At 32.1% G+C, this 23,412-nt stretch carries 24 protein-coding genes; 14 read left to right on the plus strand and 10 right to left on the minus strand.

What is annotated here, in order from left to right; all coding sequences use genetic code 11:
• The first annotated feature begins 108 nt into the window (after window positions 1-108).
• From WFZ85_RS02795 to WFZ85_RS02805, 3 genes are read left to right on the plus strand one after another with little or no spacing between them, the layout of a single operon-like run.
• On the plus strand, window positions 109-2,346 hold the full coding sequence (locus WFZ85_RS02795; protein WP_342694763.1) for a LysM peptidoglycan-binding domain-containing protein: 2,238 nt from the start codon (window positions 109-111) through the stop codon (window positions 2,344-2,346).
• A gap of 38 nt (window positions 2,347-2,384) precedes the next feature.
• Entirely contained in the window at window positions 2,385-3,359 is a 975-nt protein-coding gene (locus WFZ85_RS02800; protein ID WP_342694764.1) for a DUF4837 family protein, read from the plus strand.
• A 5-nt stretch (window positions 3,360-3,364) separates the two neighbouring features.
• Window positions 3,365-3,811, plus strand: coding sequence for a GNAT family N-acetyltransferase (locus WFZ85_RS02805; protein WP_342694765.1), 447 nt, complete (start codon window positions 3,365-3,367; stop codon window positions 3,809-3,811).
• A 123-nt stretch (window positions 3,812-3,934) separates the two neighbouring features.
• On the opposite strand, the gene WFZ85_RS02810 is transcribed toward WFZ85_RS02805, so the two are convergent.
• The 7 genes from WFZ85_RS02810 to WFZ85_RS02840 form a co-directional block, all read right to left on the minus strand.
• A complete protein-coding gene (locus WFZ85_RS02810) occupies window positions 3,935-4,873 on the minus strand; it encodes an endo alpha-1,4 polygalactosaminidase (protein ID WP_342694766.1) in 939 nt (312 codons plus the stop codon).
• A gap of 120 nt (window positions 4,874-4,993) precedes the next feature.
• Window positions 4,994-5,806 carry an OmpA family protein gene (locus tag WFZ85_RS02815; RefSeq protein WP_342694767.1) on the minus strand — a complete coding sequence of 271 codons (813 nt, stop codon included), beginning with the start codon at window positions 5,804-5,806 and terminating at the stop codon, window positions 4,994-4,996.
• Between the two features lies 1 nt (window position 5,807).
• The gene (locus WFZ85_RS02820; RefSeq protein ID WP_342694768.1) at window positions 5,808-7,445 is read right to left on the minus strand and encodes a S41 family peptidase; all 1,638 of its coding nucleotides are present in this window, start codon (window positions 7,443-7,445) and stop codon (window positions 5,808-5,810) included.
• 58 nt (window positions 7,446-7,503) lie between these two features.
• A complete protein-coding gene (rnpA, locus tag WFZ85_RS02825; RefSeq protein ID WP_342694769.1) occupies window positions 7,504-7,899 on the minus strand; it encodes a ribonuclease P protein component in 396 nt (131 codons plus the stop codon).
• A gap of 2 nt (window positions 7,900-7,901) precedes the next feature.
• Window positions 7,902-8,312 (minus strand): hypothetical protein, encoded by a 411-nt coding sequence (locus WFZ85_RS02830; RefSeq protein WP_342694770.1) that lies wholly within the window; start codon window positions 8,310-8,312, stop codon window positions 7,902-7,904.
• A 69-nt stretch (window positions 8,313-8,381) separates the two neighbouring features.
• Window positions 8,382-10,244: a M1 family metallopeptidase gene (locus WFZ85_RS02835; RefSeq protein ID WP_342694771.1), complete on the minus strand. Its 1,863-nt coding sequence runs from the start codon at window positions 10,242-10,244 to the stop codon at window positions 8,382-8,384.
• Window positions 10,245-10,248: 4 nt separating this feature from the next.
• A complete protein-coding gene (locus tag WFZ85_RS02840; RefSeq protein ID WP_342694772.1) occupies window positions 10,249-10,596 on the minus strand; it encodes a helix-turn-helix domain-containing protein in 348 nt (115 codons plus the stop codon).
• Between the two features lie 107 nt (window positions 10,597-10,703).
• Here WFZ85_RS02840 and WFZ85_RS02845 point away from each other — a divergent pair, with 107 nt between their 5' ends.
• The 3 genes from WFZ85_RS02845 to WFZ85_RS02855 all read left to right on the plus strand — a co-directional run bounded on the left by WFZ85_RS02845 (window position 10,704) and on the right by WFZ85_RS02855 (window position 12,481).
• Window positions 10,704-10,934: a hypothetical protein gene (locus WFZ85_RS02845; RefSeq protein ID WP_342694773.1), complete on the plus strand. Its 231-nt coding sequence runs from the start codon at window positions 10,704-10,706 to the stop codon at window positions 10,932-10,934.
• Window positions 10,935-11,036: 102 nt separating this feature from the next.
• A complete protein-coding gene (locus tag WFZ85_RS02850) occupies window positions 11,037-12,032 on the plus strand; it encodes a hypothetical protein (RefSeq protein WP_342694774.1) in 996 nt (331 codons plus the stop codon).
• Window positions 12,032-12,481 carry a hypothetical protein gene (locus tag WFZ85_RS02855; protein WP_187656045.1) on the plus strand — a complete coding sequence of 150 codons (450 nt, stop codon included), beginning with the start codon at window positions 12,032-12,034 and terminating at the stop codon, window positions 12,479-12,481. Before WFZ85_RS02850 ends, WFZ85_RS02855 begins: the two co-directional genes overlap by 1 nt.
• 175 nt (window positions 12,482-12,656) lie before the next feature.
• Here WFZ85_RS02855 and WFZ85_RS02860 read toward each other — a convergent pair whose 3' ends face one another.
• Both WFZ85_RS02860 and WFZ85_RS02865 read right to left on the minus strand, forming a co-directional pair.
• Window positions 12,657-14,240, minus strand: a complete 1,584-nt coding sequence (locus WFZ85_RS02860) for a S8 family peptidase (protein WP_342694775.1) — start codon at window positions 14,238-14,240, stop codon at window positions 12,657-12,659.
• Window positions 14,241-14,302: 62 nt separating this feature from the next.
• Window positions 14,303-15,163 carry an MBL fold metallo-hydrolase gene (locus WFZ85_RS02865; RefSeq protein WP_342694776.1) on the minus strand — a complete coding sequence of 287 codons (861 nt, stop codon included), beginning with the start codon at window positions 15,161-15,163 and terminating at the stop codon, window positions 14,303-14,305.
• Window positions 15,164-15,337: 174 nt separating this feature from the next.
• Here WFZ85_RS02865 and WFZ85_RS02870 point away from each other — a divergent pair, with 174 nt between their 5' ends.
• From WFZ85_RS02870 to WFZ85_RS02905, 8 genes are all read left to right on the plus strand, one after another.
• Window positions 15,338-15,667 (plus strand): HesB/IscA family protein, encoded by a 330-nt coding sequence (locus WFZ85_RS02870; protein ID WP_342694777.1) that lies wholly within the window; start codon window positions 15,338-15,340, stop codon window positions 15,665-15,667.
• A gap of 6 nt (window positions 15,668-15,673) precedes the next feature.
• Window positions 15,674-17,122, plus strand: coding sequence for a Fe-S cluster assembly protein SufB (gene sufB / locus WFZ85_RS02875; RefSeq protein ID WP_342694778.1), 1,449 nt, complete (start codon window positions 15,674-15,676; stop codon window positions 17,120-17,122).
• 14 nt (window positions 17,123-17,136) lie between these two features.
• The gene (locus WFZ85_RS02880) at window positions 17,137-17,343 is read left to right on the plus strand and encodes a DUF2683 family protein (RefSeq protein ID WP_342694779.1); all 207 of its coding nucleotides are present in this window, start codon (window positions 17,137-17,139) and stop codon (window positions 17,341-17,343) included.
• Window positions 17,334-17,606, plus strand: a complete 273-nt coding sequence (locus WFZ85_RS02885) for a Txe/YoeB family addiction module toxin (RefSeq protein WP_342694780.1) — start codon at window positions 17,334-17,336, stop codon at window positions 17,604-17,606. Before WFZ85_RS02880 ends, WFZ85_RS02885 begins: the two co-directional genes overlap by 10 nt.
• Before the next feature lie 13 nt (window positions 17,607-17,619).
• The gene (sufC, locus tag WFZ85_RS02890) at window positions 17,620-18,369 is read left to right on the plus strand and encodes a Fe-S cluster assembly ATPase SufC (protein ID WP_342694781.1); all 750 of its coding nucleotides are present in this window, start codon (window positions 17,620-17,622) and stop codon (window positions 18,367-18,369) included.
• A 68-nt stretch (window positions 18,370-18,437) separates the two neighbouring features.
• On the plus strand, window positions 18,438-19,754 hold the full coding sequence (sufD, locus tag WFZ85_RS02895) for a Fe-S cluster assembly protein SufD (RefSeq protein WP_342694782.1): 1,317 nt from the start codon (window positions 18,438-18,440) through the stop codon (window positions 19,752-19,754).
• 96 nt (window positions 19,755-19,850) lie between these two features.
• Window positions 19,851-20,828 carry a DUF2157 domain-containing protein gene (locus WFZ85_RS02900; RefSeq protein WP_342694783.1) on the plus strand — a complete coding sequence of 326 codons (978 nt, stop codon included), beginning with the start codon at window positions 19,851-19,853 and terminating at the stop codon, window positions 20,826-20,828.
• A complete protein-coding gene (locus WFZ85_RS02905; protein WP_342694784.1) occupies window positions 20,825-21,985 on the plus strand; it encodes a hypothetical protein in 1,161 nt (386 codons plus the stop codon). Before WFZ85_RS02900 ends, WFZ85_RS02905 begins: the two co-directional genes overlap by 4 nt.
• Here the strand turns inward: WFZ85_RS02905 and WFZ85_RS02910 are convergent, their stop codons facing one another.
• Entirely contained in the window at window positions 21,986-23,332 is a 1,347-nt protein-coding gene (locus WFZ85_RS02910) for a serine hydrolase domain-containing protein (protein WP_342694785.1), read from the minus strand.
• Between the last annotated feature and the right edge of the window lie 80 nt (window positions 23,333-23,412).

Here is a 23,412-nt window from a genome sequence, read left to right on the forward strand (position 1 = left end):
TGTAATAAAATACCATTATTTACGTTACTACTAATTCAGTAGTAAAACATTAAAATTTGAAAATAAAATACTTTACAAAATAAAGTTATGATAATAAAAAAAGTAACAATGCTAGCATTACTTATTGCATCAACAGCACTATTTGCTCAGGATGACCTAAGTATTACACCGTTTAAAAAACCGCAAACTAAAAAAGAAGTTCTTGACTCTATCAAAGGAACTTTTGTTCATGATAATATTGCTACTTGCATCGACAGCATGTGGATGAAAGAATTAGCAAGTTTAGATTTATTCAACGAACTTACTCTTGACATAAAGAATATCAATGTTAATGAAAAAGTAGATTACGAATTACCAACTGAACTTTTAAAGGAAAGATTAAAAAGATTAGACGAGAAGTCTCCTTTTAATATTGAATATAATGTTGGGTTAGAAAATGTGATTAAATCATTTTTAAAAAATAGAAAAAAAGGTTTTGAACGATTGATGGGAATTTCACAGTTTTACTTTCCTATTTTTGAAGAAGCCCTAGCAGCACAAAACATTCCGTTAGAAATAAAATATTTAGCCGTTGTAGAGTCAGCATTAAATCCTAGAGCTGTTTCTAGAGTTGGCGCAACAGGTTTGTGGCAATTTATGTATCAAACAGGAAAACAATATGATTTAAAAGTTGATACATATGTTGACGAAAGAAGTGATCCTCTAAAAGCTAGTAAAGCGGCCACACAATACATGAAAAACATGTATAGTATTTTTGGTGATTGGGATTTGGTATTAGCATCTTACAATACTGGTCCAGGAAATGTAGCCAAAGCCATTCGTCGATCAGGAGGAAAACAAAACTACTGGAATATCAGACCTTATTTGCACAAAGAAACCCAAGGATATCTTCCTGCTTTTTTGGCCACAATGTATATTTTTGAATACCACAAAGAGCACGGAATTGTCCCTAATAAAGCTGTTGCCAACCATTTTGCAACCGATACTGTTTTAGTAAAAAGAGCTTTGACATTTAAACAAATTTCTGATTTATTAGACATTTCTGTCGCGGAACTACAGTTTTTAAATCCTTCGTACAAAAGAGAAGTTATTCCACAAATTACAGGGAATAATTATTTTCTGAAATTGCCATTGAATAAAATTGCTTTGTTCACTTCTAACGAAGAAAAAATTTATGCCTACGCCAATTATGAGGACAGTTTGAGAGAGAAACCATATTCTAGTACTTATTCTTCAAAAACCGCGCTAGTTTCTAACGATTCATCAAGCGTTAAATATCACAAAGTGCGACGAGGCGAAAGTTTGAGTAAAATATCTAGTCGATATGGCATATCGATGTATGATTTAAAAAAATGGAACCATTTGCGAAGTAACAAAGCGCCATTAGGACGGAATTTAAAAATTTACACTTCAGAAGAGTCAATTGCTTCAAATGATAAAATCCGAACTAAAGTTGATACAACTGCCGTTAAAGAAACAACAACAGCTTTAGCCAATACACAAAAAATTTATAAAGAGGAAAAAGTTGTTACTTATAAAGATGTGGTAAAATATCACAAAGTGAAAAGTGGCGACAATCTTGGCGAAGTAGCTAGCAAATACGATGTTAGTGTTGCGGAACTTAAAAAATGGAACAAATTAAAGGGAAGCAATATTGCACTTGGCGCAAAATTGAAAATCGTTAAAAACGAAAGAGTTGTTACAACGGTTAGAAAAGAAGTAAAAGCAGATAAAATAAATAACGATGCAAAAATTCAAACTGCAGTAGCTTCCAATGATACGAATGCCGAAGAAAATCAAAATTCTACTGATTTTTATGAAGTTCAAAAAGGTGATAATCTTTTTACTATTGCTAAAAAATTCAATGTTAGTTTAGAAGACCTTAAAAAATGGAATAATCTAAATGACTTTAATGTGCAACAAGGTTCAAAATTGACTTTGGCTAACAACACTGAAAACGAAAACAAAGAAGAGCCAACAGAAACCAAAATAGTTGAATATAAAGTTAAAAAAGGAGATTATCTTGGTAGTATTGCAAAAAAACACAATGTTTCTGTTGCCGAGCTTAAAGAGTGGAATGCATTAGAAGATAATAATGTAAAACTTGGAACAACGATAATTGTTTCTAAATCAGAAGTTGCTGCAAACGAAATTAAATCGGGCAAGAAAGAAAATTTAGCGTCTAACCAAAGAGACGAAGTAAAATTATATTATGTTAAAAAAGGCGACTCTTTGTATAGTATTTCAAAAAAATATCCTGGTGTAACTATTTCAGATATTAAGAAATGGAATGGCATTAAAAACGAAAGTTTAAAACCGGGAATGAAATTAAAAATTAGCGGTTAATCCGAAAATCTTCTATAAATTTGGGTTTTATTGCTGCTATGAATAAAACCCTTTTTTTGTGCTTTTTTGCTATCAGTTTACTGAGTTCTTGTACCTCAAAAAAAGGCAAGTTACCCGAAGCTTCAAACGCAGCTATCAATACCATTGCAGTGATTATTGATGATCAACTGTGGAAAGGAGAAGTGGGTGATAGCATTAGAAATAAGTTTGCTTCACCTGTTTTAGGACTGCCACAAGAAGAACCATTGTTTACTATTAATCAATATCCGGTAAAGCTTTTTGAAGGATTTTCTACTGATATTAGAAACATCATTGTAGTTAAAAAAAGTAATGAAAATAAATTTGAAATAAAGATCAACGAATTCTCAACACCGCAAAATGTCTTTTTGATTTCGGGGAGAACAACAGTAGAAATTTTACAAGTTTTAGAAAAAAACAGCGCCAGTATTGTCCAAAAAATGCGAGCTTCAGAAATAGTTCAAAACCAAAAAGTGTTCAACGACTCACTATTGGATACCAAAAAAATTCAAAAAAAATTCAATATTAGTATTTTAATTCCGTCTAAATATGAATATGTCATGCGCAGACGAAATTTCATTTGGCTAAAAAGTGAAATTACCAGTGGAAACACAAGTTTGATTATTTATCAAATTCCATGGAAGAGTATTCGCAAGAACAACGAAGTGAATGATATTTTAGCAACAAGAGATTCGATAGGAAAACGTTATATCCATGGTTCGGATAGAGGAACACAAATGGTGACGGAAGAAGCGTATTCGCCCTATTTTTTTGAAACAACTCTCGCTGGGAAAAAAGCATTTGAAACAAAAGGCACTTGGCAAATGAAAAACGATTTCATGTCGGGACCATTTGTTAACTATGCTATTTTTGATAAAGAAAATAATAGAATTTTGGTTCTCGAAGGTTTTTGTTATGCTCCATCTATAGAAAAAAGAGATTTAATGTTTGAATTGGAGTCGATCATCAAATCAATTCAATTTAATAAAGGATAAGTGCTATGAATATAGAATGGAAAATTAGGCGATTTGAGGCACTTTCTTTACAAGAGCTTTATGATTTGCTGCAATTGCGAAGCGAAGTCTTTGTGGTGGAGCAAAACTGCGTTTATCAAGATATTGACGGTAAGGACAGCAAGGCATTACACTTACTAGGAGTTGAAAACGGAATTACAGTTGCCTATGCGAGACTTTTTAAGACCAATGATTATTTTCAGCAAGCTTCCATCGGTAGAGTTATTGTAAAAGAAAGTTATAGAGATAAAAAGCTCGGACATGTGTTGATGAGAGAAGCAATTGCGGGATTACGAACTCATTTTGATGCAGAAAAAATTACCATTTCGGCACAATTGTATTTAAAAAAATTTTATGAAAGTCATGGATTTGTGCAAACTAGCGAAATGTACCTTGAAGATGATATTCCTCATATTGAGATGAAAAAAGAATAAGAATTAAAATTTGACTTTTACTACAAAGAACATAGTTAATTTGTTACGGTTAGTTTGAAGTTATCAAATTAAATCAATATTTTTTGCCACACGATTTTAAACTTTTTCAAGCAAATGCTTTTATTATTTATGATATAAAAAGTAGTATGCTTCTACATTGTCCAAATACACTCCGTCAAAGCCTGCGTTTATGATTTTTTTCATATAAGAGTTGTCATTACCATAAATGATATCTTGCCAGTCTTTTTTCCAATATTTAACCCAGTATTCATCATCATATCCGTCATATTTTTTCTTTAACCATAATGGATAATTAAGTCTCCAGTTTTTTTTCCAGTAATATCGAAAATTTTCAGCTGAACCAATATTCATGTAAGATATAACTAGTCGTTTTCCTCCATTTGATTTTGTTTTTAATTGATTGATTTCAGGCGTTGTGAATGCTGTTTCGTTAAAAAAAAGGTCAATGAATATTACATCAAAATTTGTGGCTGCAATTGCATTAATTATTTCTTGTTTTGAAGAGAAATTATCGCTGTTTATTAAGTACAAATAATTTTGGGCCAAGGAAAGATTGGTAATATTTGAAGTGTTTTCTTTTGGAATACTGTCAGGAATTTGTTTGTAATGATAATTATCACTTTTCCTAACAAATGAAATAAAACCTTCTTTATAATTTTTTGAGAATGCATCACTTATCTTACTGTTATCCGAAACAAATTCAGAAATCATTATCTTTTCTGTTGCTTTCAGTTTTTGAAGCATTGCGAGTCTATAATTGTCTAAAGAGTATGTACCATTATAAAAAAGCTCTTCACCACCAATTCCGTCTATTGCGCTCATGTATGAAGTATTTAGACCTTCATCTGGGTTGGTATTGTTAAAAGCCAGTTCAAAACCATTTTGGGGAATAATTATAAAATCAGAGTCATATTCTTTGGCATATTGAGAAATATTAATTACAAACTCCTGCATTTTTTCTGAAGCTTTGTCTGATGTTTTTACTTTTGAACAAGAAAATAGCACCGTCAATAATAAGATTAGTAAAATTGTTTTTGTCATTTTGTGTTGTCTTTTACAATTTTGTTAAGTGTTTTACATTATAAAAATGCAGCAAATCTATTCTGCCACCAATGTTTTACGATTGGTTAATATCAAAATAAAAATTATCTAAATAGAAAACTACACCTTTGAAATTACAATTTCCACTCTTCGGTCATATTCTGCGCCTTTTCCTAGCGGAACCGTGTTGCCATAACCTTTAAAAGTCATGCGGGTTTTGGGTATTTTTTTAAACAACAAATATTTGTAAACCGACTCTGCTCTGTTGGTGGAGAGTTGTCTTTTTTTGGTCTCTTTGTCAATTGCTTCTTTCTGGTATGGTGGCGTGCAACAAACATGTCCTTGAATTTCAAAAGTATAATTTTTGTATTTCATCAAGAGTTTGGCAATTTTATCCAACTCAGTTTTGGATTTAAAAGTCAACTTACTACTTCCTCTTTCAAATAAAACATTATCGAGATAAATGTGATCGCCTACAATATGATTTTTTTGAATGGTGTTGTAAAAGCCAGGAATTATAATTTTGGGCAATGGTCTTAAGTTGATTACCACATCAACACGTCTATTTTTTGAACGTTTTTCGGGAAGGTTTTCTACAATATCATCGTCTATCAGAATTCTACCTTTTCCTTCTATAGTTACAATGATTTTACTTTTTATTCCGCTGGCCATAATTTTGTTTTGAATGGTTGTGGCTCTATTGGTAGAAAGTTTGAAGTTGTAGGCCTCTTTTCCCACATCATCTGTATAGCCAAAAATTTGAATGGACTCTATCCTTGTGGAGTCGGTTTTTTTGATAAAATCAACGACTTCGTTGCCTTGTTTTTCGTTCAAAGAATATTTATCAAATTCAAAGTAAACCGAATGCACGACTTCTTCTTGTGCTTGTAAAAACCCAATAAAAAGTAGCGGCAAATATTTGAGTAGTTTCATTTTAACGTTTTAAAATCTTATTGTATTCGGCTGCGTTGTTTAAAACTCCTATTGCTTTTTTGATTTCCAAATTATTTTTTACGTAATATTGATATAATCCTTCTTTATATTGGTAACGTTTGATGATTTCGTCCAAAAGCAAATTCTTGATTTCCTTTTGATTTTTATCCATCATTGTCGACTCGCTTCGTTGAATTGCTATTAAAAGTTGTTCGTATTCTGTTTTTATTGTGGAATCAACATTTTCTTTTTTTGCTTTTTCTAAAAGGTTTTTCAGCGCCACTTCTGTTTCTGTATTAATATCGGTCTTTTCGCGTTTTAAGAATGCTTTGAAATCAGCAAAATCTGCATCGGTTATAGTTGGAATTTTATCGCCAAGCGTAGGGTTTTTGTAATAATAATAGGTTACATAATTAAAAATACCGTCATTTTTTTGCAGCGCTTCCGCTATCAAGCTGAGTTTGGTTTCTTCCATTTCAATGTCGGGCAACACGCCACCACCATCATAAACCGGTCTTCCTTTTCTGGTTTTAAACGAATTATAATTTTTTTCTTCGGTTTTTGTTGCTTTTCCGTTTTTGTCTTTTTTGTTGTAATTCAAGGCTTGGATACATCTTCCTGAAGGTGTGTAATATCTAGAAATTGTTACTTTTACTTGCGTTCCATAGGTCATGTCTATCGGTCGTTGCACTAATCCTTTTCCAAAACTTCTGCTGCCTAAAATCACCGCACGATCTAAATCTTGCAATGCTCCAGAAACAATTTCAGAAGCAGAAGCACTTTTTCCGTCAACGATAATGACTAACGGAATTTCGGTATCAATGGGTTCACGAGTAGTTTTATAGATATTGTTGTACTTGTCGTTTTTAGATTTTGTAGTAACAATAATTTCCCCTTTTGGCACAAAAAAATTGCAAATATTTACTGCCTCATTCAATAATCCACCAGGATTGCCGCGCAAGTCTAAAACGATTTGTGTAGCACCATCTGCTTTTAGTTTTTCAAGAGCTTCTTTGGTTTGTGAAGAGGCTTTTTGAGTGAATTGAGATAAGACAATATAACCCGTTTTATCATCAATTTTTCCAAAAAAAGGAACCGCTTTTACTTCTACTTCATCTAGAATTAATTGGGTTGACATGGGTTTACCTTGACGCAAATATTTTAATTCGATTTTGGTATTTTTTGCACCTTTTAATAATTGCGATGCATCATCTTTAAAATCAGCTAGCAAAACATCACCAATTTGTGTGATTTCGTCACCCGCTTTTAGTCCGGCTTTGTCAGCAGGAAATCCTTTATAAGGTTCTTTGATAATGAGTTTGTCTTCTTTTCGCGTGATGACAGCACCAATTCCAGTATATTCACCAGTGTTGTTGATTTTGAATTTGATAACATCTTGTTCGTTGAAATAATTGGTATACGGATCTAAATCGGCCAGCATGCTTTTTATGGCTTTATCCATCAATTCTGCCGGATTGGTTTCATCAACATAGTTTTGATTGATGGTTTTAAATAACGTGGTGAAGATTTCTATTTGTTTAGAAATCTCAAAGAAATCATCTTTAAAACTAACGCCCACAAATAAAAATACACTTAGAATAGCAGGAATTAAATATCTTTTTTTAATTTTTGACAACATAATTTATTATTTAATCAAGATAACGAATTTAGTAACTTTTACGCAACAATGTATTGAATTACTCTAGGTTTGAATTGTTTTCTTGGTGGATTGTTTTTATAAATTTTTCGAAAAGCAATTTTGTTTTTTCTTCAATTTCCTGATAGGATAGTTTTTCGTTCGTTTGATAGAAAAACATAACACAATATTTTTTTTCCAAATGTTCTGTCAACAATGACTTATTCAATCTGTAACATTCTCTTAAAACACGTTTTAAATAATTGCGGTCAACGGCTTTTTTAAAATATTTTTTGGAGACCGAAACACCCATTTTTACTGGAACATTTTCTTCGAAATCGTGTTGTACATACACCAATCGCAAGGGATATTTTCCCACTGATTTGCCTTCTGAAAACAATAAATCAATGATTTTTTTGCTTTTTAATTTCTCCGATTTTGGATAGGTGAAATCCATTGCTATTTTGCGTATATGTTGTATACAAATTTTACTTCGTTGTAAGTAACATATAATTGCACTCTATTATTTTCTTTTTTCTTGGTAATAATCAAAATCTTACACTTTGAGAATTTGTTGTCTATACATTCGAACGGAACAATGTTTAACTCTTCTGTGTCTTCGATTTCGCCATAGGCTTTTATTTTAAAAGATTGGATTTCGGAGGAATTGATAGTAATTAAATCTTTTTTGGCATCGAGCGTAATCAACACGTTAGCATCAACAAAATCAGACCATTCATTCCACTTGCCGTTTTCTTTTTTGTCGGTAAAACTTACACTGCTTGCTTGAAAACGAATAGGTTGCGCATAACTTTTTGAAGCACTTAAACTAACAACAAATAGAAATACTAGTATTTTAATATAGCTCATAACAAGAAAATTATTGTTGTAAAACTACAAATTCTATTCCAAAAATAAGCTGAAAAAAACTTGGCACTTTTACTTGCTGGTGGTAAACACATTATTCTCGGGTTTCACATCAGCCAGTAAGCCACTTGGGTCGATGGTGATTTTTTTAACTGCTAACTGATTTGGAATTTCAAAAGTATAGCTGGGTTCAGCCCAAGACCATTCTTTTAAAACAGTTCTTTTTACAGCTGGATTTTGGTTTTCTTTTTGGAAATGCATCATTTTTAACGGGATATAAAAACTGGCTTTAGAACCGTCAGTATATTCTACTAAAATATCCATTGGCATAGGCATTCGACCTATTCTTTCTAATGTTATTTTGTTGTTTTCAAATGATTTTATGCCATAATCAATAGTATTTGTGGTTTGTGTCCAATCGGTTAAATACCAATCTAATTGTGCGCCAGAAACCCGTTCGGCTGTTCGTTTGATATCGTTTGGTGTAGGGTGTTTGAATTTAAATTCAGTATAAAAACGCTTAAGCGTTTTCATTGTATTTTCTTTACCAATCAAATAAATTAATTGGGTAAGAAATAATTCGCCTTTGCTGTAGGAAGAAATGCTATAACTTCTGTTTTCGTCAAAACGATCAGCATGTGTCGATAGAGGTAATTCTTTTCCTGAATTTACTAAATTTATGTAGCCTTTATAAGAACCTGTAAATGGATTTTCAAGTTTACTCGCTGACAATTCATTCATCACTAAATCTTCAATAAACGAAGTAAACCCTTCATCCATCCATCCGTGTTTACTTTCATTAGTTGCTAGAACGTGTTGAAACCAAGAATGACCCAGTTCATGGGCAATCAATCCCACAAAACCGTCTAATTTTCCTTCGCCTAATACTAGTGTACACATGGCATATTCCATTCCGCCATCGCCACCTTGAATAACAGAATATTGTTTGTAAGGATATGAACCAATATTGGCATTATAGTAATCCATTATTTTTGAGGTTAAAGGTTGTGCTTGTTTCCAAACATCAAAAATTTTCGGATTGTTCTTGTATAAAAAATGCAAGGTAACACCATCTGGACGAACCAATTTATCATGAATATATTCTTTATCGGCAGCCCACGCAAAATCGTGCACATTTGGCGCCACAAAATGCCAGGTTAAAGTTGAGGTACCAGACTGTTTTTTCACTTTTTTACCTTCATCTTCATAACCAAAACCAATTTCATTATTGTTTTTTAAATAGCCTGTTCCACCTAGAATATAGTTTTTGTCAATTGTTATTTTTACATCATAATTTCCCCAAACGCCGTGAAATTCTCTTGCCAAGTAAGGCGAAGTGTTCCAACCCTCAAAATCAAATTCACAAATTTTTGGATACCACTGAGTCATCGAAAATTCAACACCTTCTTTATTATTTCTTCCTGAGCGACGAATTTGAACCGGAACTTGACCTTCAAAATCGAGAGTAAAAGTTGTCTTTTTACCTGGTAAAATGGGTTTTGCAAGCGTTACTTCAAGAATTGTTCCGAGCTCTTTTGTAGCGGCGATTTTTCCGTCTTGTTTAAAATTATTCACTTTTAAAAAACCAATTTCATCGGGTTTTAACCTGGCAATTCTACTTTCTTTAATTTCTTTTCCGTCAGCGGTTTTACTTTTAGTAACCATTCTTCCATCGGGATCAACCACGTTTTGCAACCTAATATCCATTTCACTTCCTGGTTGAAAAGCGTTGTTAAATAAATGAAAAAACACTTTGGTTAAAGTATCGTTGGAATTATTACTATACCTCAAAGTTTGCTTTCCTTTATACTGATACTTGTTTGCATCAACAATAACTTCCATTTTGTAATCGGCTTTTTGCTGCCAATAGTTTTTTGATTGTGCGTTACAAATAAGAGTTGCTATAACTAAACAAAGGGTAAAGTAAAATCTCATTTTATTATTTTTTTTCTAATAAATTTTTTAAAAATTGTATTTCTTCTTTCAATGTAGAAATATGGTCTTTATCTGCATTAATAATAGTATTTATTGTATCAACATTATATGAATTTGCAATTTCATTATTATTTTGATTGCTAATTTTTTGAGTCTTTTCATCAATTAATTCCGAAACAGTTGTATTTAATATCTTTGCAATTTGAATTAATCGAATAATACTAATACGTTCATCATGTTTTTCTAATCTTGCGTAACTTGGTTGAGTTAAACCAAGTTCAAAAGCTAAACTTTCTTGAGAGAAACCCTTTTGGTCTCTTAGTCTTCTAATTTTATCACCTATTTTATTCATTTTTTAAATATTTTAATACAAATATAAATAAAGTTACTTATAAAATGAATTATTGATAGTCTCGAAATTAAATATCTTTGATAAAATTAATCTTTAAATATAAAATTATGAAAAAATCAATTATGATTGCTGCTTTAACTTTGTTAACGATTTCACCTACATTTGCCAATTCATGGAGGACGGTGAGTACATGTCAAAAACGTCTTAATTTTTTTGGTTTAGTTGAGGTTTGGTCTGGTTCAATCACTCACTTTGAGTATGATCCGTTTGGAAATGCAACTGGAAATTTTTATAAAACAGATTGTACTTCTGACGGAAATTGGGATTGGGCTTGGTAGATTATTATTTTAATGGGGTTGACTATTCAACCCCTTTTTTTATCAATTATGTGTAAATATATTTTTTTATTTATTTCAACTTTTGTTTTCTCACAATCCAAAATGTTGACTATAGTTTCAAATCAAGATAGTTCTAAAATTATTAATGCACTAGTTTATAGTGAGAATGATTTTATTGGTTCGACAAATGATGTTGGACAAATTGAAATTAACAAAAATTTCAAAACATTAAAAATTGTAAAAGAAAATTATGATGATATAGAATTAAATTTGAATGAATTGGAAAATATGAAATGGTTAATAAAATTAAAACCAATCACATATATTATTTTAGATGATGTAATCATAAAAGCTTCACGAGAATCCGTTTCTTCAATTTTAAATAAAATAAAATCATCAAGATTAAAACAAAACCCTAAGCATTTAAATTACTATCAATCAAACATAAGTTTTAAATTCGACTCAACAACTATTTTTTTGTTTAATAATATCATTTTTCTAAATGAAGGATTGGAGATTAATGATGAAAATAAAGTGATTTATAAAGGATTTATAAAAACAATAAATGATAATTTCCAAGAAGGCTTTGAGTTAAAAAGCAATAATTTTGAAATACCAATTTTCGCTGGTGTATACTGTAGTTTGGGGAGTCAAGAAATAACACCAATATTTGATATTAAATTATATAACTACGAACTACAAGAATCAGAAGACTTTTTTGTATTGAATTTTTTCCCCAAAAAAAGGAATTCAAAGCTACTTTATAATGGTTATTTTATTATAGATAAAAATGATTTTGGGATAATTGAGTTAAATATGTCTCTTGCAAAAAGTCAAAATAACACGTGGTGGACTAATTCATTTGATAAGAAAGAAAAATACGAATATAAAATTAAGGATGATACTTTTAAATTCAAATTTAAAAAGATAGATAATAGTTATTTTCTGGAGAGTTCTAGTAGAGTTTTAAATGGGATACAAACAAAAGGAAATCATATTGGCGCAAAACTAGAATGTTCACTCTACAATGAGCAAACTATTAATCAAAATGGCTTAACTTTTAAAAAATACGATTGGATAAATAAAAAATTTAAATAATGAAAAAATATATAATAGGAATTGTAATAGTTATCATTTCTTTTATAATTGTACAAACATTCAGGTTTAATTATAATGGAAGAGACATTAATGAATTTAAATTTTATGATTTAAATCATACTGAGCTCAAACTGCAAGAAGTGTTTGACAGTAAAAATAATAAACTAATTTTATATATTATACCAGATTGTGAAAGTTGTACTGTTAAGTTTCAAAGTATAATCAGGGATAAGAAATATTCAAATTATCAGTTTATAATTATATCCGTTGGATTAAAAAATTTTGATTTTAAAAAATTTTACAATAAAAACTTATCCATGTACAATGTTAGCTTTTTAATAGATTTTAATAACACATTCTATAGAGATTTTGGTTTAGGATTTACGGAAGAATTTCCAACATTAGTAAGTTATAGCTATAGTAATGGTATATTTAAAAAAATCAATTAGTTAAATTTTAAAACTTCATAATTTTTGTTCCATTTTTATATTTAATAGTTTTTTATTTGTTTTTAAACCTCCATTTTATAATCCACTTTTTGTTGCCAATAACTTTTTGATTGACTAAAACAAAGTATAGTTCCAAAAAGAAAAGTTAAAGTTACTTTGTTTTTCATTACAATAACTAGGATTTGATTTTAGGTTTGATAGTTGATTGACTTGAAATTTGTTCTGCCATTTTTAGCGCATTATATGCATTGACAATTTTTCCAGAAACGGATGCTTGCGAAAATTTTCGGCTTTCACCATTTTCTCCAACTTTCACTATCATATCTATTGGTGTTCCTGATTGCATGATGATTTCTTTTACTTGTGAAGCTTTTAAGTTGGGATAATACGAACGAATTAATGCGGCAACTCCAGCGGCATTTGGTGATGCCATCGATGTTCCGTCAAGATGTTTGAATTTGTTGTTTGGAAGTGTAGCATAAATTTTTACACCAGGAGCATAAATGTCTACGTTTTTTGAACCATAATTAGAGAAATCAGCAATTATTTTTTCGCCATACGAATAGTTCAACGCACCTATTTGTAAAAAGTTAGTAACGATTTCCGTGTTTTTATCTTTAGTGTCTGATGGAAAATTTTCTTCTAAATCAATGTCTTTTCCATCATTTCCTGCAGCATGAACAAATAAAACGTCTTTACTTTCGGCATACTTTATTGCATCCCAAACCCATTCAGCGTGAGGTGAAAAGTCTTTCCCAAAACTTCCGTTTATTATTTTGGCACCGTTATCCACAGCATATCTAATGGCTAGCGAAATGTCTTTGTCATATTCATCACCATTGGGCACAGCACGAATTGCCATAATTTGAACGTTTTCTGTAACGCCATCGCCGCCAATACCATTGTTTCTTTTTTGAGCAATAATTCCTGCAACATGCGTTCCGTGTTCTGTTTCGGCTTTGTTTAATCCGTAAACTTTGTTGTTTCCATATTTTTTATTGTCTAAAACGTCTGGATTATCGCCTACTATTTTTCTTCCGTCAAAATCTTTGTTAAGGTTGTAATTAAGTTTATCATACACTTGGTTTTTAGACGAAATTAATTCTTCTCTAAAATTTTTTCCTGCATCGGCAGCAAAAGCTAGCATCACAGTTTTACTTTGATAAAGTGCATATTTGACAGAAGCAACTTCTTTTAATTCCTCAATAGTATAATCGTCTTTTTTTAAATGTTCTCTAATAGTTTTATCTGCATTGTATAAAAAATCGATAGATTCTTTATAACTCATCATTTTGTTGTATTCTTTTGTGTGTTCTGCCAATGCTTTTTTGTACACTTCCGAACCGTCATCGCCTTTTTTCAAAATTCGGGTCATTTCTAGTGTTTCGTTATAGGAGTCACCTAGAAAATTCCAACCATGAACGTCATCTACATAACCGTTTTTATCATCGTCTTTTTTATTATTCGGAATTTCTTTTGGATTGGTCCAAATAGCACCTTTTAAATCAGGATGATCAATATCAACTCCCGAGTCGATTACCGCAACAATAATTTTATTTCCTTTTTTATTTTTTAAAAGTTCTTCATACGCTTTATCAACGCTCATTCCCGGAATAGTGTCTTTTTCTAAATCTAGATGACTCCAGCGTTTTAGTTCTTGTTCTGTAAGCGGTGATTTTTTTGTAAAGCGTGTTTGGGTTTCTTGGCCAAAACCCAATAATGGCAATAAAAAAAGTAAAAATTTCAACGTTGTCTTCATGTTTAACTAGAATTTAAAAAGTAAAAGTAAATTCTTTTATAAAATAACAGAAGGCATTAACATTACATTAATACATCATTGATTTCAAATCGTTCTTTTAGTCGAACTCCTTTTTCGGTCATTTCAACAGTAATAATTGGATTATGAGCATCGTGTTCTAGCCAAAGAAAATAATTGTTTTCGGCGGCTGAGGTTAAAAATTTAGATTTTTCGGGCATAGTTAAAAGTGGTCGTGTGTCATAACCCATAACATAAGGTAAGGGCAAATGTCCAGCTGTCGGAATTAAATCAGCACAAAAAACGATGGTTTTATCTTGGTATTTGATATGCGGAATCATCATTTTTTCGGTATGACCATCAACATAAAAAATGCCAAAATTCATTTCTTCGGAAAACCCAAAATCACTTGTTGGTCTTTTGATAAAATTCAATTGACCGCTTTCTTGCATTGGTAAAATATTTTCAGAAAGAAAAGATGCTTTTTCACGATTGTTGGGTTTTGTCGCCCATTCCCAGTGATTGTCGTTGGTCCAAAATTTCGCATTTTTAAAAGCTACTTCATAACCTGTTTTGTCAGCGTTCCAATTTACACTTCCGCCACAATGGTCAAAATGCAAATGCGACATGAAAACATCAGTTACATCATCACGGTGAAAACCATATTTTGCCAACGATTTATCTAACGAGTGATTTCCCCAAAGTGAATAATAACTGAAGAATTTGTCTGATTGTTTGTTTCCCATTCCAGTATCAATTAAAATTAATCGGTTTCCGTCTTCTATCAGCATGCATCGAGCCGCAATATCAATTAAATTATTCTCATCTGCTGGATTTGTTCGGTTCCAAATGGTTTTTGGCACAACACCAAACATAGCGCCGCCATCGAGTTTAAAATTTCCAGCTTCAATAGGGTATATTTTCATGTTTTTATCTTAAAAATTAAAATCGAATGCAAATTATGAAATTACTGCTTGATTGCTAGCAAGTTTATAGACAATTTCTATGTAAGTATATGTTATAAAAATGTTAGTAATTTCAAAAAAACAGATATTTGTAGTAACTTTGCCTTTTATTTAGACAAAATCAAAATTACATTTATGATACAAGTTTCTGAATCAGCTAGTAAAAAAATCGTGTCCATGATGGAAGAAGACGGTTTTAACGCAGCAACCGATTATGTTCGTGTTGGTGTAAAAAGTGGCGGTTGCTCGGGTTTGTCTTATGAACTAAAGTTTGACAAACAAATTGGGGAAAACGATAAAGTTTTTGAAGATAATAATGTAAAAATAGCAGTTGAAAAAAAATCATTTTTGTATTTAGCGGGAACAATTTTAGAATTTTCTGGCGGATTGAATGGAAAAGGATTTGTGTTTAATAATCCAAATGCGCAACGAACTTGTGGATGTGGGGAATCATTTTCTTTATAAAAAAATATGGCAAAATATACTGAAGACGACTTAAAAATCGAATTAGAAAATAAAGAATACGAATACGGATTCTATACTGAATTAGACTCGGAAACGTTTCCTATTGGACTAAACGAAGACATTGTTCGTGCCATTTCTAAAAAGAAAGACGAGCCGCAGTGGATGACCGATTGGCGTATTGAAGCTTTTCGTGCATGGCAAGAAATGATTGAGCCAGAATGGGCAAACGTAAATTATGAAAAACCCGATTTTCAAGCTATTTCGTATTATTCAGCACCAAAAAAGGCCGATCCAAACAAAACTCTTGACGATGTGGATCCAGAGCTTTTAGAAATGTACAAGAAATTAGGAATTTCTATCGACGAGCAAAAGAAATTGAATAATGTGGCAATGGATATTGTAGTCGACTCAGTTTCAGTGGCAACTACTTTCAAGAAAACGTTGGCGGAGAAAGGCATTATTTTCATGAGTATTTCCGAAGCCATTCGCGAATATCCAGATTTAGTTCAGAAATATTTAGGAACGGTTATCCCTCAAAAAGACAATTTTTATGCGGCTTTAAACTCGGCAGTTTTCTCTGATGGAAGTTTCTGTTACATTCCAAAAGGCGTTCATTGTCCTATGGAATTATCAACGTATTTCCGTATTAATCAAGCAGGTACAGGTCAATTTGAAAGAACACTTTTAATTGCTGATGAAGGCAGTTATGTTTCTTATCTCGAAGGTTGTACAGCGCCAAGTCGTGACGAAAATCAATTGCACGCGGCAGTTGTAGAATTAATTGCTTTAGACAATGCCGAAATAAAATATTCAACGGTTCAAAACTGGTATCCCGGAAATAAAGAAGGAAAAGGTGGTGTTTTTAACTTCGTTACCAAAAGAGGAATTTGCGAGAAAAACGCAAAAATCTCATGGACGCAAGTAGAAACAGGTTCGGCCATAACATGGAAATATCCATCAGTAGTTTTAAAAGGAGATAATTCAATAGGCGAATTTTATTCGATTGCCGTGACCAATAATTTCCAACAAGCGGATACCGGAACTAAAATGGTTCATTTAGGAAAAAATACTAAATCGACTATTATTTCGAAGGGAATTTCGGCAGGAAAATCACAAAATAGTTATAGGGGTTTAGTTAGAATTAGTGCAAATGCAGACAATGCTAGAAACTTCTCGCAATGTGATTCGTTGTTGATGGGAAATAATTGTGGCGCGCACACATTTCCTTATATCGAAAGCAAAAATTCATCTGCCAAAATAGAACACGAAGCCACGACTTCAAAAATCGGCGAAGACCAAGTTTTCTATTGCAATCAACGAGGAATTCCAACCGAGAAAGCTATTGCGTTAATCGTAAATGGTTTCAGTAAAGAAGTGTTGAATAAATTACCAATGGAATTTGCTGTTGAAGCTCAGAAATTATTAGAAATTTCGTTAGAAGGTTCAGTGGGTTAATTAAATAATTAGTTATGGATTTAATTTTGAAAAACGTAAAGAAAAAAGATTTTCCAGTATTAAAATCATTGGCAAAATCACTTGGTTTTGAAATTGTTGAAAAAGAAGAGAAACCATATAATCCTGAATTTGTAAAAGAAATTTTGGAAGCTGAAAAAAGCATTAAAGAAGGTCGAGGAACTCGCATGACAATGGAGGAATTGAAAGAGTTATGCAAATAGAATTTTCAGACAAAGCGAAAACCGATTTAGATTTTTGGATAAAATCAGGTAACAAAGGAATTTTAAATAAAATTTATTCCTTAATTGAAGATATTCAATTACATCCATTTGAAGGTATTGGAAAACCTGAACCTTTGAAACATCAACTTTCTGGAAAATGGTCAAGAAGAATTAATCAAGAGCACAGGATTATTTATCAAGTTACCGAAGAAAACACAATTGAAATATTAGATATTTTGTCACTAAAAGGACATTACGAATAAACAGAAAAATAAAATGTTAAAGATAAACAACTTACACGCTTCGGTAGAAGATAAAGAAATATTAAAAGGAATTAATCTTGAGATTAAATCAGGCGAAGTTCACGCGATTATGGGACCAAATGGTTCTGGTAAAAGTACACTTTCAGCAGTAATTGCTGGAAATGAAAATTACGAAGTAACCGAAGGTAATGTTGAATTAAACGGTGAAGATTTAGCAGAGTTGGCTCCAGAAGAAAGAGCACACAAAGGTGTTTTCTTGTCGTTTCAATATCCAGTAGAAATTCCAGGAGTTTCAGTTACAAATTTTATCAAAACTGCGATTAACGAAAAGCGAAAAGCTCACGGACAAGAAGAAATGCCTGCCAACGAAATGTTGAAGTTAATTCGTGAAAAATCAGAATTACTAGAAATGGATAGAAAGTTTTTATCACGTTCGTTAAACGAAGGTTTTTCGGGTGGAGAAAAGAAACGTAACGAAATCTTCCAAATGGCAATGTTAGAACCAAAAATCGCAATTCTCGACGAAACCGATTCAGGTTTAGATATTGACGCACTTCGCATCGTGGCTAATGGCGTTAACAAATTGAAAAATGAAAACAATGCTGTTCTTGTAATTACGCACTACCAACGTTTGTTAGATTATATTATTCCAGATTTCGTTCACGTTTTAATGGACGGAAAAATCGTAAAATCAGGCGGAAAAGAATTGGCTTACGAGTTGGAAGAAAAAGGATACGATTGGATAAAAAGTGAATTAAACTAGAGGAGTTTACAGTCTCAGTCACAGTTATCAGAAACTGCGACTGAATACTGTGACTGAATACTGAAAAAATGGATTTAAAAGAAAAATTAGTCTCGTCTTTCATGGCATTTGAAGAAAAAGTTGATGTTACAGCACAATTGCACGACATTAGAACTTCGGCTATAAAAAACTTTGAGAATAAAGGTTTCCCAACCAAAAAAGAGGAAGCATGGAAATATACTTCGTTGAACACCATCTTAAAAAATGACTTTACCGTTTTTCCAAAACACGAAAATGCTATTGAATTTGCCGAGGTAAAAAAATACTTTCTTCACGAAATTGACACCTACAAAGTGATTTTTGTAGATGGGAAATTCACATCGTTTTTATCATCAACAACTCATGATGGATTGGATGTTTGCTTAATGTCATCGGCATTGACTAAACCAAAATATAAATTGGCTATAGACGAGTATTTCAACAAAATTGCAAGTAAAGACGAGAGTTTAACCACTTTAAATACTGCTTTTGCAAACGAAGGTGCATATATCAATGTTCCAAAAAGTAAAGTGGTTGAAAAACCAATTGAAATCATTTATTTCTCGACTGGAAAAGAAAATGCCTTGATGGTACAACCTCGAAATTTGGTAATTGTAGGCGAAAATGCGCATGTTCAAATTATTGAAAGACATCAATCGCTAAATGAAAATCCGGTGTTGACGAATGCAGTTACGGAGATTTTTGCACAAAAGCGCGCTATTGTAGATTATTATAAAATTCAAAATGATTTGCTATCGGCCAACTTAATTGATAACACCTATATTTCTCAAAAACAAGAAAGTAGAGTTTCGGTTCACACGTTTTCATTTGGAGGAAACATCACTAGAAATAACTTGAATTTCTATCATTTTGGCGAAAGAATTGACAGTACTTTAAAAGGAATTACCATTATTGGCGAAAAGCAACATGTTGATCATTATACACTTGTAAATCACGCAACGCCAAACTGCGAAAGCCATCAAAACTATAAAACCATTTTGGCCGGTAGCTCAACAGGAGTTTTCAACGGAAAAATATTTGTAGAAAAAGAAGCGCAAAAAACCGATGCTTTTCAGCAAAACAACAACATTTTAATTGGTGATAAAGCAACAATCAACGCCAAACCACAATTAGAAATTTTTGCCGACGATGTAAAATGTTCACACGGCTGCACGATTGGTCAATTAGACGAAAGCGCCATGTTTTACATGCAACAACGCGGTATTCCAAAGAAAGAAGCTAAAGCATTGTTGATGTATGCGTTTTCAAATGAAGTAATCGAAAGCATAAAAATACCAGAGTTAAAACAACGAATTACGAAGATTATCGCGCAGAAATTGGGTGTGAATTTAGGATTTGATTTATAAAAAAAAGGTTGTCGAAATGCAACCTTTTTTGCTTTTACAAACATTTTGCCTACGTTGCAAATATTTAACTATATTTGATTGTAATCCTAGAACTTCATGGCAAAAGAATGTAACGAATTTACCCAAAAGCTATATGCAAAAAGACTCATCAGCGACGAGCAATTTGAAGCGATAAAAGCCTATGGATCGAGAGGTTTATTTTCACTACACTACGAACTTCGTTTTTTATTGTATTTAGGTATTTTACTTTTCACCTCAGGAATTGGAACTCTGATATATAAAAACATTGACAGCATTGGTCATTCCGCTGTACTCGGATTGCTTTTTTTGTTAATTGGTATCGGATTTTATTTTTGTTTTAAAAAAGCCAAAGGATTTCATAAAGATGAGGTGTTATTTGACAATCCGGTTTATGATTATATTGTGCTTTTATGTACCATCTTGAGTTGTATTTTTATTGGATATTTACAATACCAATATTCCATTTTTGGATACGGATTGTCTAGTTTAGTGTGCAGCTTTGTTGGTTTTGTTTGTGCCTATTATTTTGATAATAAAAGCGCACTTTCCATTGGCATTACTGGTTTAGCAACATTTATAGGAATTACCAGTACACCAAAATCGTTATTAGAAAGCGAAATCTATAGCAATCCGTCTCTTACTTTCTCTGGAATTGCGCTTGGTGGATTATTAATTCTTTGTGAATTATATTCGAATAAAATTGCGTTAAAAAAACATTTTCAATTAGTCTTTTTAGCCTTTGCCTTGCAGTTAATTGGTGTTTGTGGAATTGCAGGATTATTAGAGTCGCATTGGTATATTTTTGTTTTTTTACTGGCAGTTTTGCTCTATTTTTTTTATAAAAAAAGCCATGAAATAGGTTCAACATTTCTGTTTGTTTTTACTGTCCTTTATGGCTACATCGGTTTTAATATTTTATTGTTTAAATTGTTTGACAATATTGATTTTTCAGAGATTTGGCCAGTAATCACAATTTTAACACCATTATATTTTATAGGTTCCATATTCGGATTTATAAAAGTAATACAACATTTTAATAAACAAAAGGCATGATTGTATATAACAAAGAAATGCTTGAAAATACTTTTTTATTGGCTCAGGCAAAACGGCTCAACACTCATGGATTTATTTCTGACAATCAATTGAAAGAGATAAAAGGGCAATTACCGAAATTGAAAAGTAATTCGAACTTGTTAATTCGGATAGGTTTTTTCCTTTTGGGAAGTTTTTTGTATTCTTCAATAATTGGTGTTTTTTCTTTATTTACGATCAATTTAATTGATTCTTATATTGGCGTAATTATGCTGCTTTATACCATTATAGGTATCGTGGCGAGTGAGTTTTTGGCAAGAGAACAATTCCACTACGGTTTTGGTGTTGATGACGCTTTCATTCTGGGATTTCAAGGATTTTTTTGTGGGGCAATTGGCATTTCGCTTGAAAGTCCGTTAGCCGCTTTAATTACTATGACTTTTATAGGATTTGTAGCTTGCATTCGTTACCTACACACTTTGTCAGCACTGTTAAGTTTGATAGGTTTAATCAGTACGATTTGTTATTTAGTAATAGAAAACAAGGTGGTTGACACTCTGTTTTTACCTTTTGTTCTTTTATTACTTTCTATTATTTTTTACCTCGTTTATCTTAGAATAAGTCAATCAATAAAGTTGAAATATTATGAAAATTCAATTTTGATATTACAAGCGGTGAGTTTGTTGTTGGGTTATTTTTCGGTGAACTACTTAGTAGTTCGTGAACTTTCTGAAAGTTTACTTGGATTGACCATCGCCAACGGAGAAGACATTCCTTTTGCTTTCTTGTTTTATGGTTTTACTTTTGTAATTCCCGTGTTTTACATCGTTTATTCGCTCTACAGTAAAGACAAGTTAATGCTGTTACTTGGTTTTTTTACCACAGGTTTTTCGGTTTTCACCATTCGTTATTATCATCAAATACTACCTATTGAAGTGGCATTGATGTTGGGCGGAACATTACTTTTTGCTATTGCCTATTTCGGAATTAGAATACTTAAAGACAAAGAAACAGGTATTACTTTTAAACCAGCGCGTAACTCAAATAGCGATTTGCTCACAAACCTGGAAGCGCTAGCTGTAAATTCTCAAGTGGATTTGAACTCAATGGAGTCGGAAAGTAAAATGCCTTTTGGTGGCGGTGGATTTAGTGGTGGCGGTTCTGGGGAAAGTTTTTAGTTACTTCTTCAAACTCCCAACAACGCCACTCAAAAACCCATTAAAATCAAATTCAGGGTCTTCTTTTAAACCCATTCTAACAATGACTAAATCATGACTTGGGAAAATCGCCACCATTTGTCCTTGATAACCACTTGCGTAATACATGTCTTTTGGAGCATTTGGAAATCTTCCGCCAGCGTTTAACCAAAATTGCGCGCCATATTGTCCGTTGGAAGTATTGGTTGGTGTGGCTACGTAGTTCGCCCAATTTTCGTCAAAAATTTGTTCGCCGTTCCAATTGCCTTTGTGTAAATACAATAAGCCAAATTTTGCCCAATCACGCGTCGTTGCCCAACCGTAAGACGAACCCACAAAATTTCCAGCCATATCAACTTCAACTAGAGCAGAGTTCATCCCAATTTTATCAAACAAACTGCTGTACCAAAAATTCAAATATTCTTGATGCGTTTTGAACTGGTTTCGCAAAATTCCACTCAATAAATTAGTTGTTCCTGAAGAGTAATTCCAGGTGTTATTGGGTTTTCCAATTAGTGGTTTATTGATTTGCGATTGCGTCATATCTTCCTCAATAAACAACATTTTGGTAGCATCACATATTTTAGAATAATTCTCTTCCCATTCTAATCCTGAGTTCATGTGAAGCAAATCGTTTATGGTTATTTTAGAACGTTCATCGGTTGCCCATTCATCAATTGGAGCTGGCTTCATGATATCGAATTTACCTTGTTTTTGCAAAATTCCGAAGTAAGTTGCTGTCAAACTTTTCGTCATCGACCAACCCAAAATTTTGGAATTTTTATCAAAACCATCGACATATTTTTCGGCAATAATTTTGTCTTTATAAATCACAATAACCGAACGAGTTCGTTTGTTTTTTTCTCCATTTTTATCAAAAGCTTTTTCAACTACTTTTTGCAATTTATCATAATCAACATTGGAAAAAACGGTGTCTTTTGGTTCCAAATTTCCATACGGAAAAGGTAAATTAGTATTGATTTTGCTTCTTTTCGGAACCAAATACGGTTTTGTAACATCAAAATCATCAGTAATTAGAGTCGCACCTAAACCTTCACGATAAATGGCTTTTCGTTCTTTAAATCCGTAAACTTTTGAAGTAACAAATCGTTTTGTATCATTAATTTCGTTGGTTGCCCAGTCTATTTTATCAATGTCATTATCTTCTTGTTGAATGGTTTCCAGCGAACGATTGTCTAAAAAATGTCCCGAAGCAACACTTTTGGCTGAGAAACCCGAGATTAAGTCCAATTGCGGATAAATTTCTATTCGAAGATAAACTAAAGCCAACACCAGCAAAACCCCGAATATTTTAAAGAATTTTTTCATTGTAAATAGATTTTGATGCAAATTATGAAATTATTTTTTTAACCACATAGAAACATAGTTTTCATTTTTGAATTAGTAGG

The organism is Flavobacterium aureirubrum, assembly GCF_038739835.1.
Taxonomy (GTDB): domain Bacteria; phylum Bacteroidota; class Bacteroidia; order Flavobacteriales; family Flavobacteriaceae; genus Flavobacterium; species Flavobacterium aureirubrum.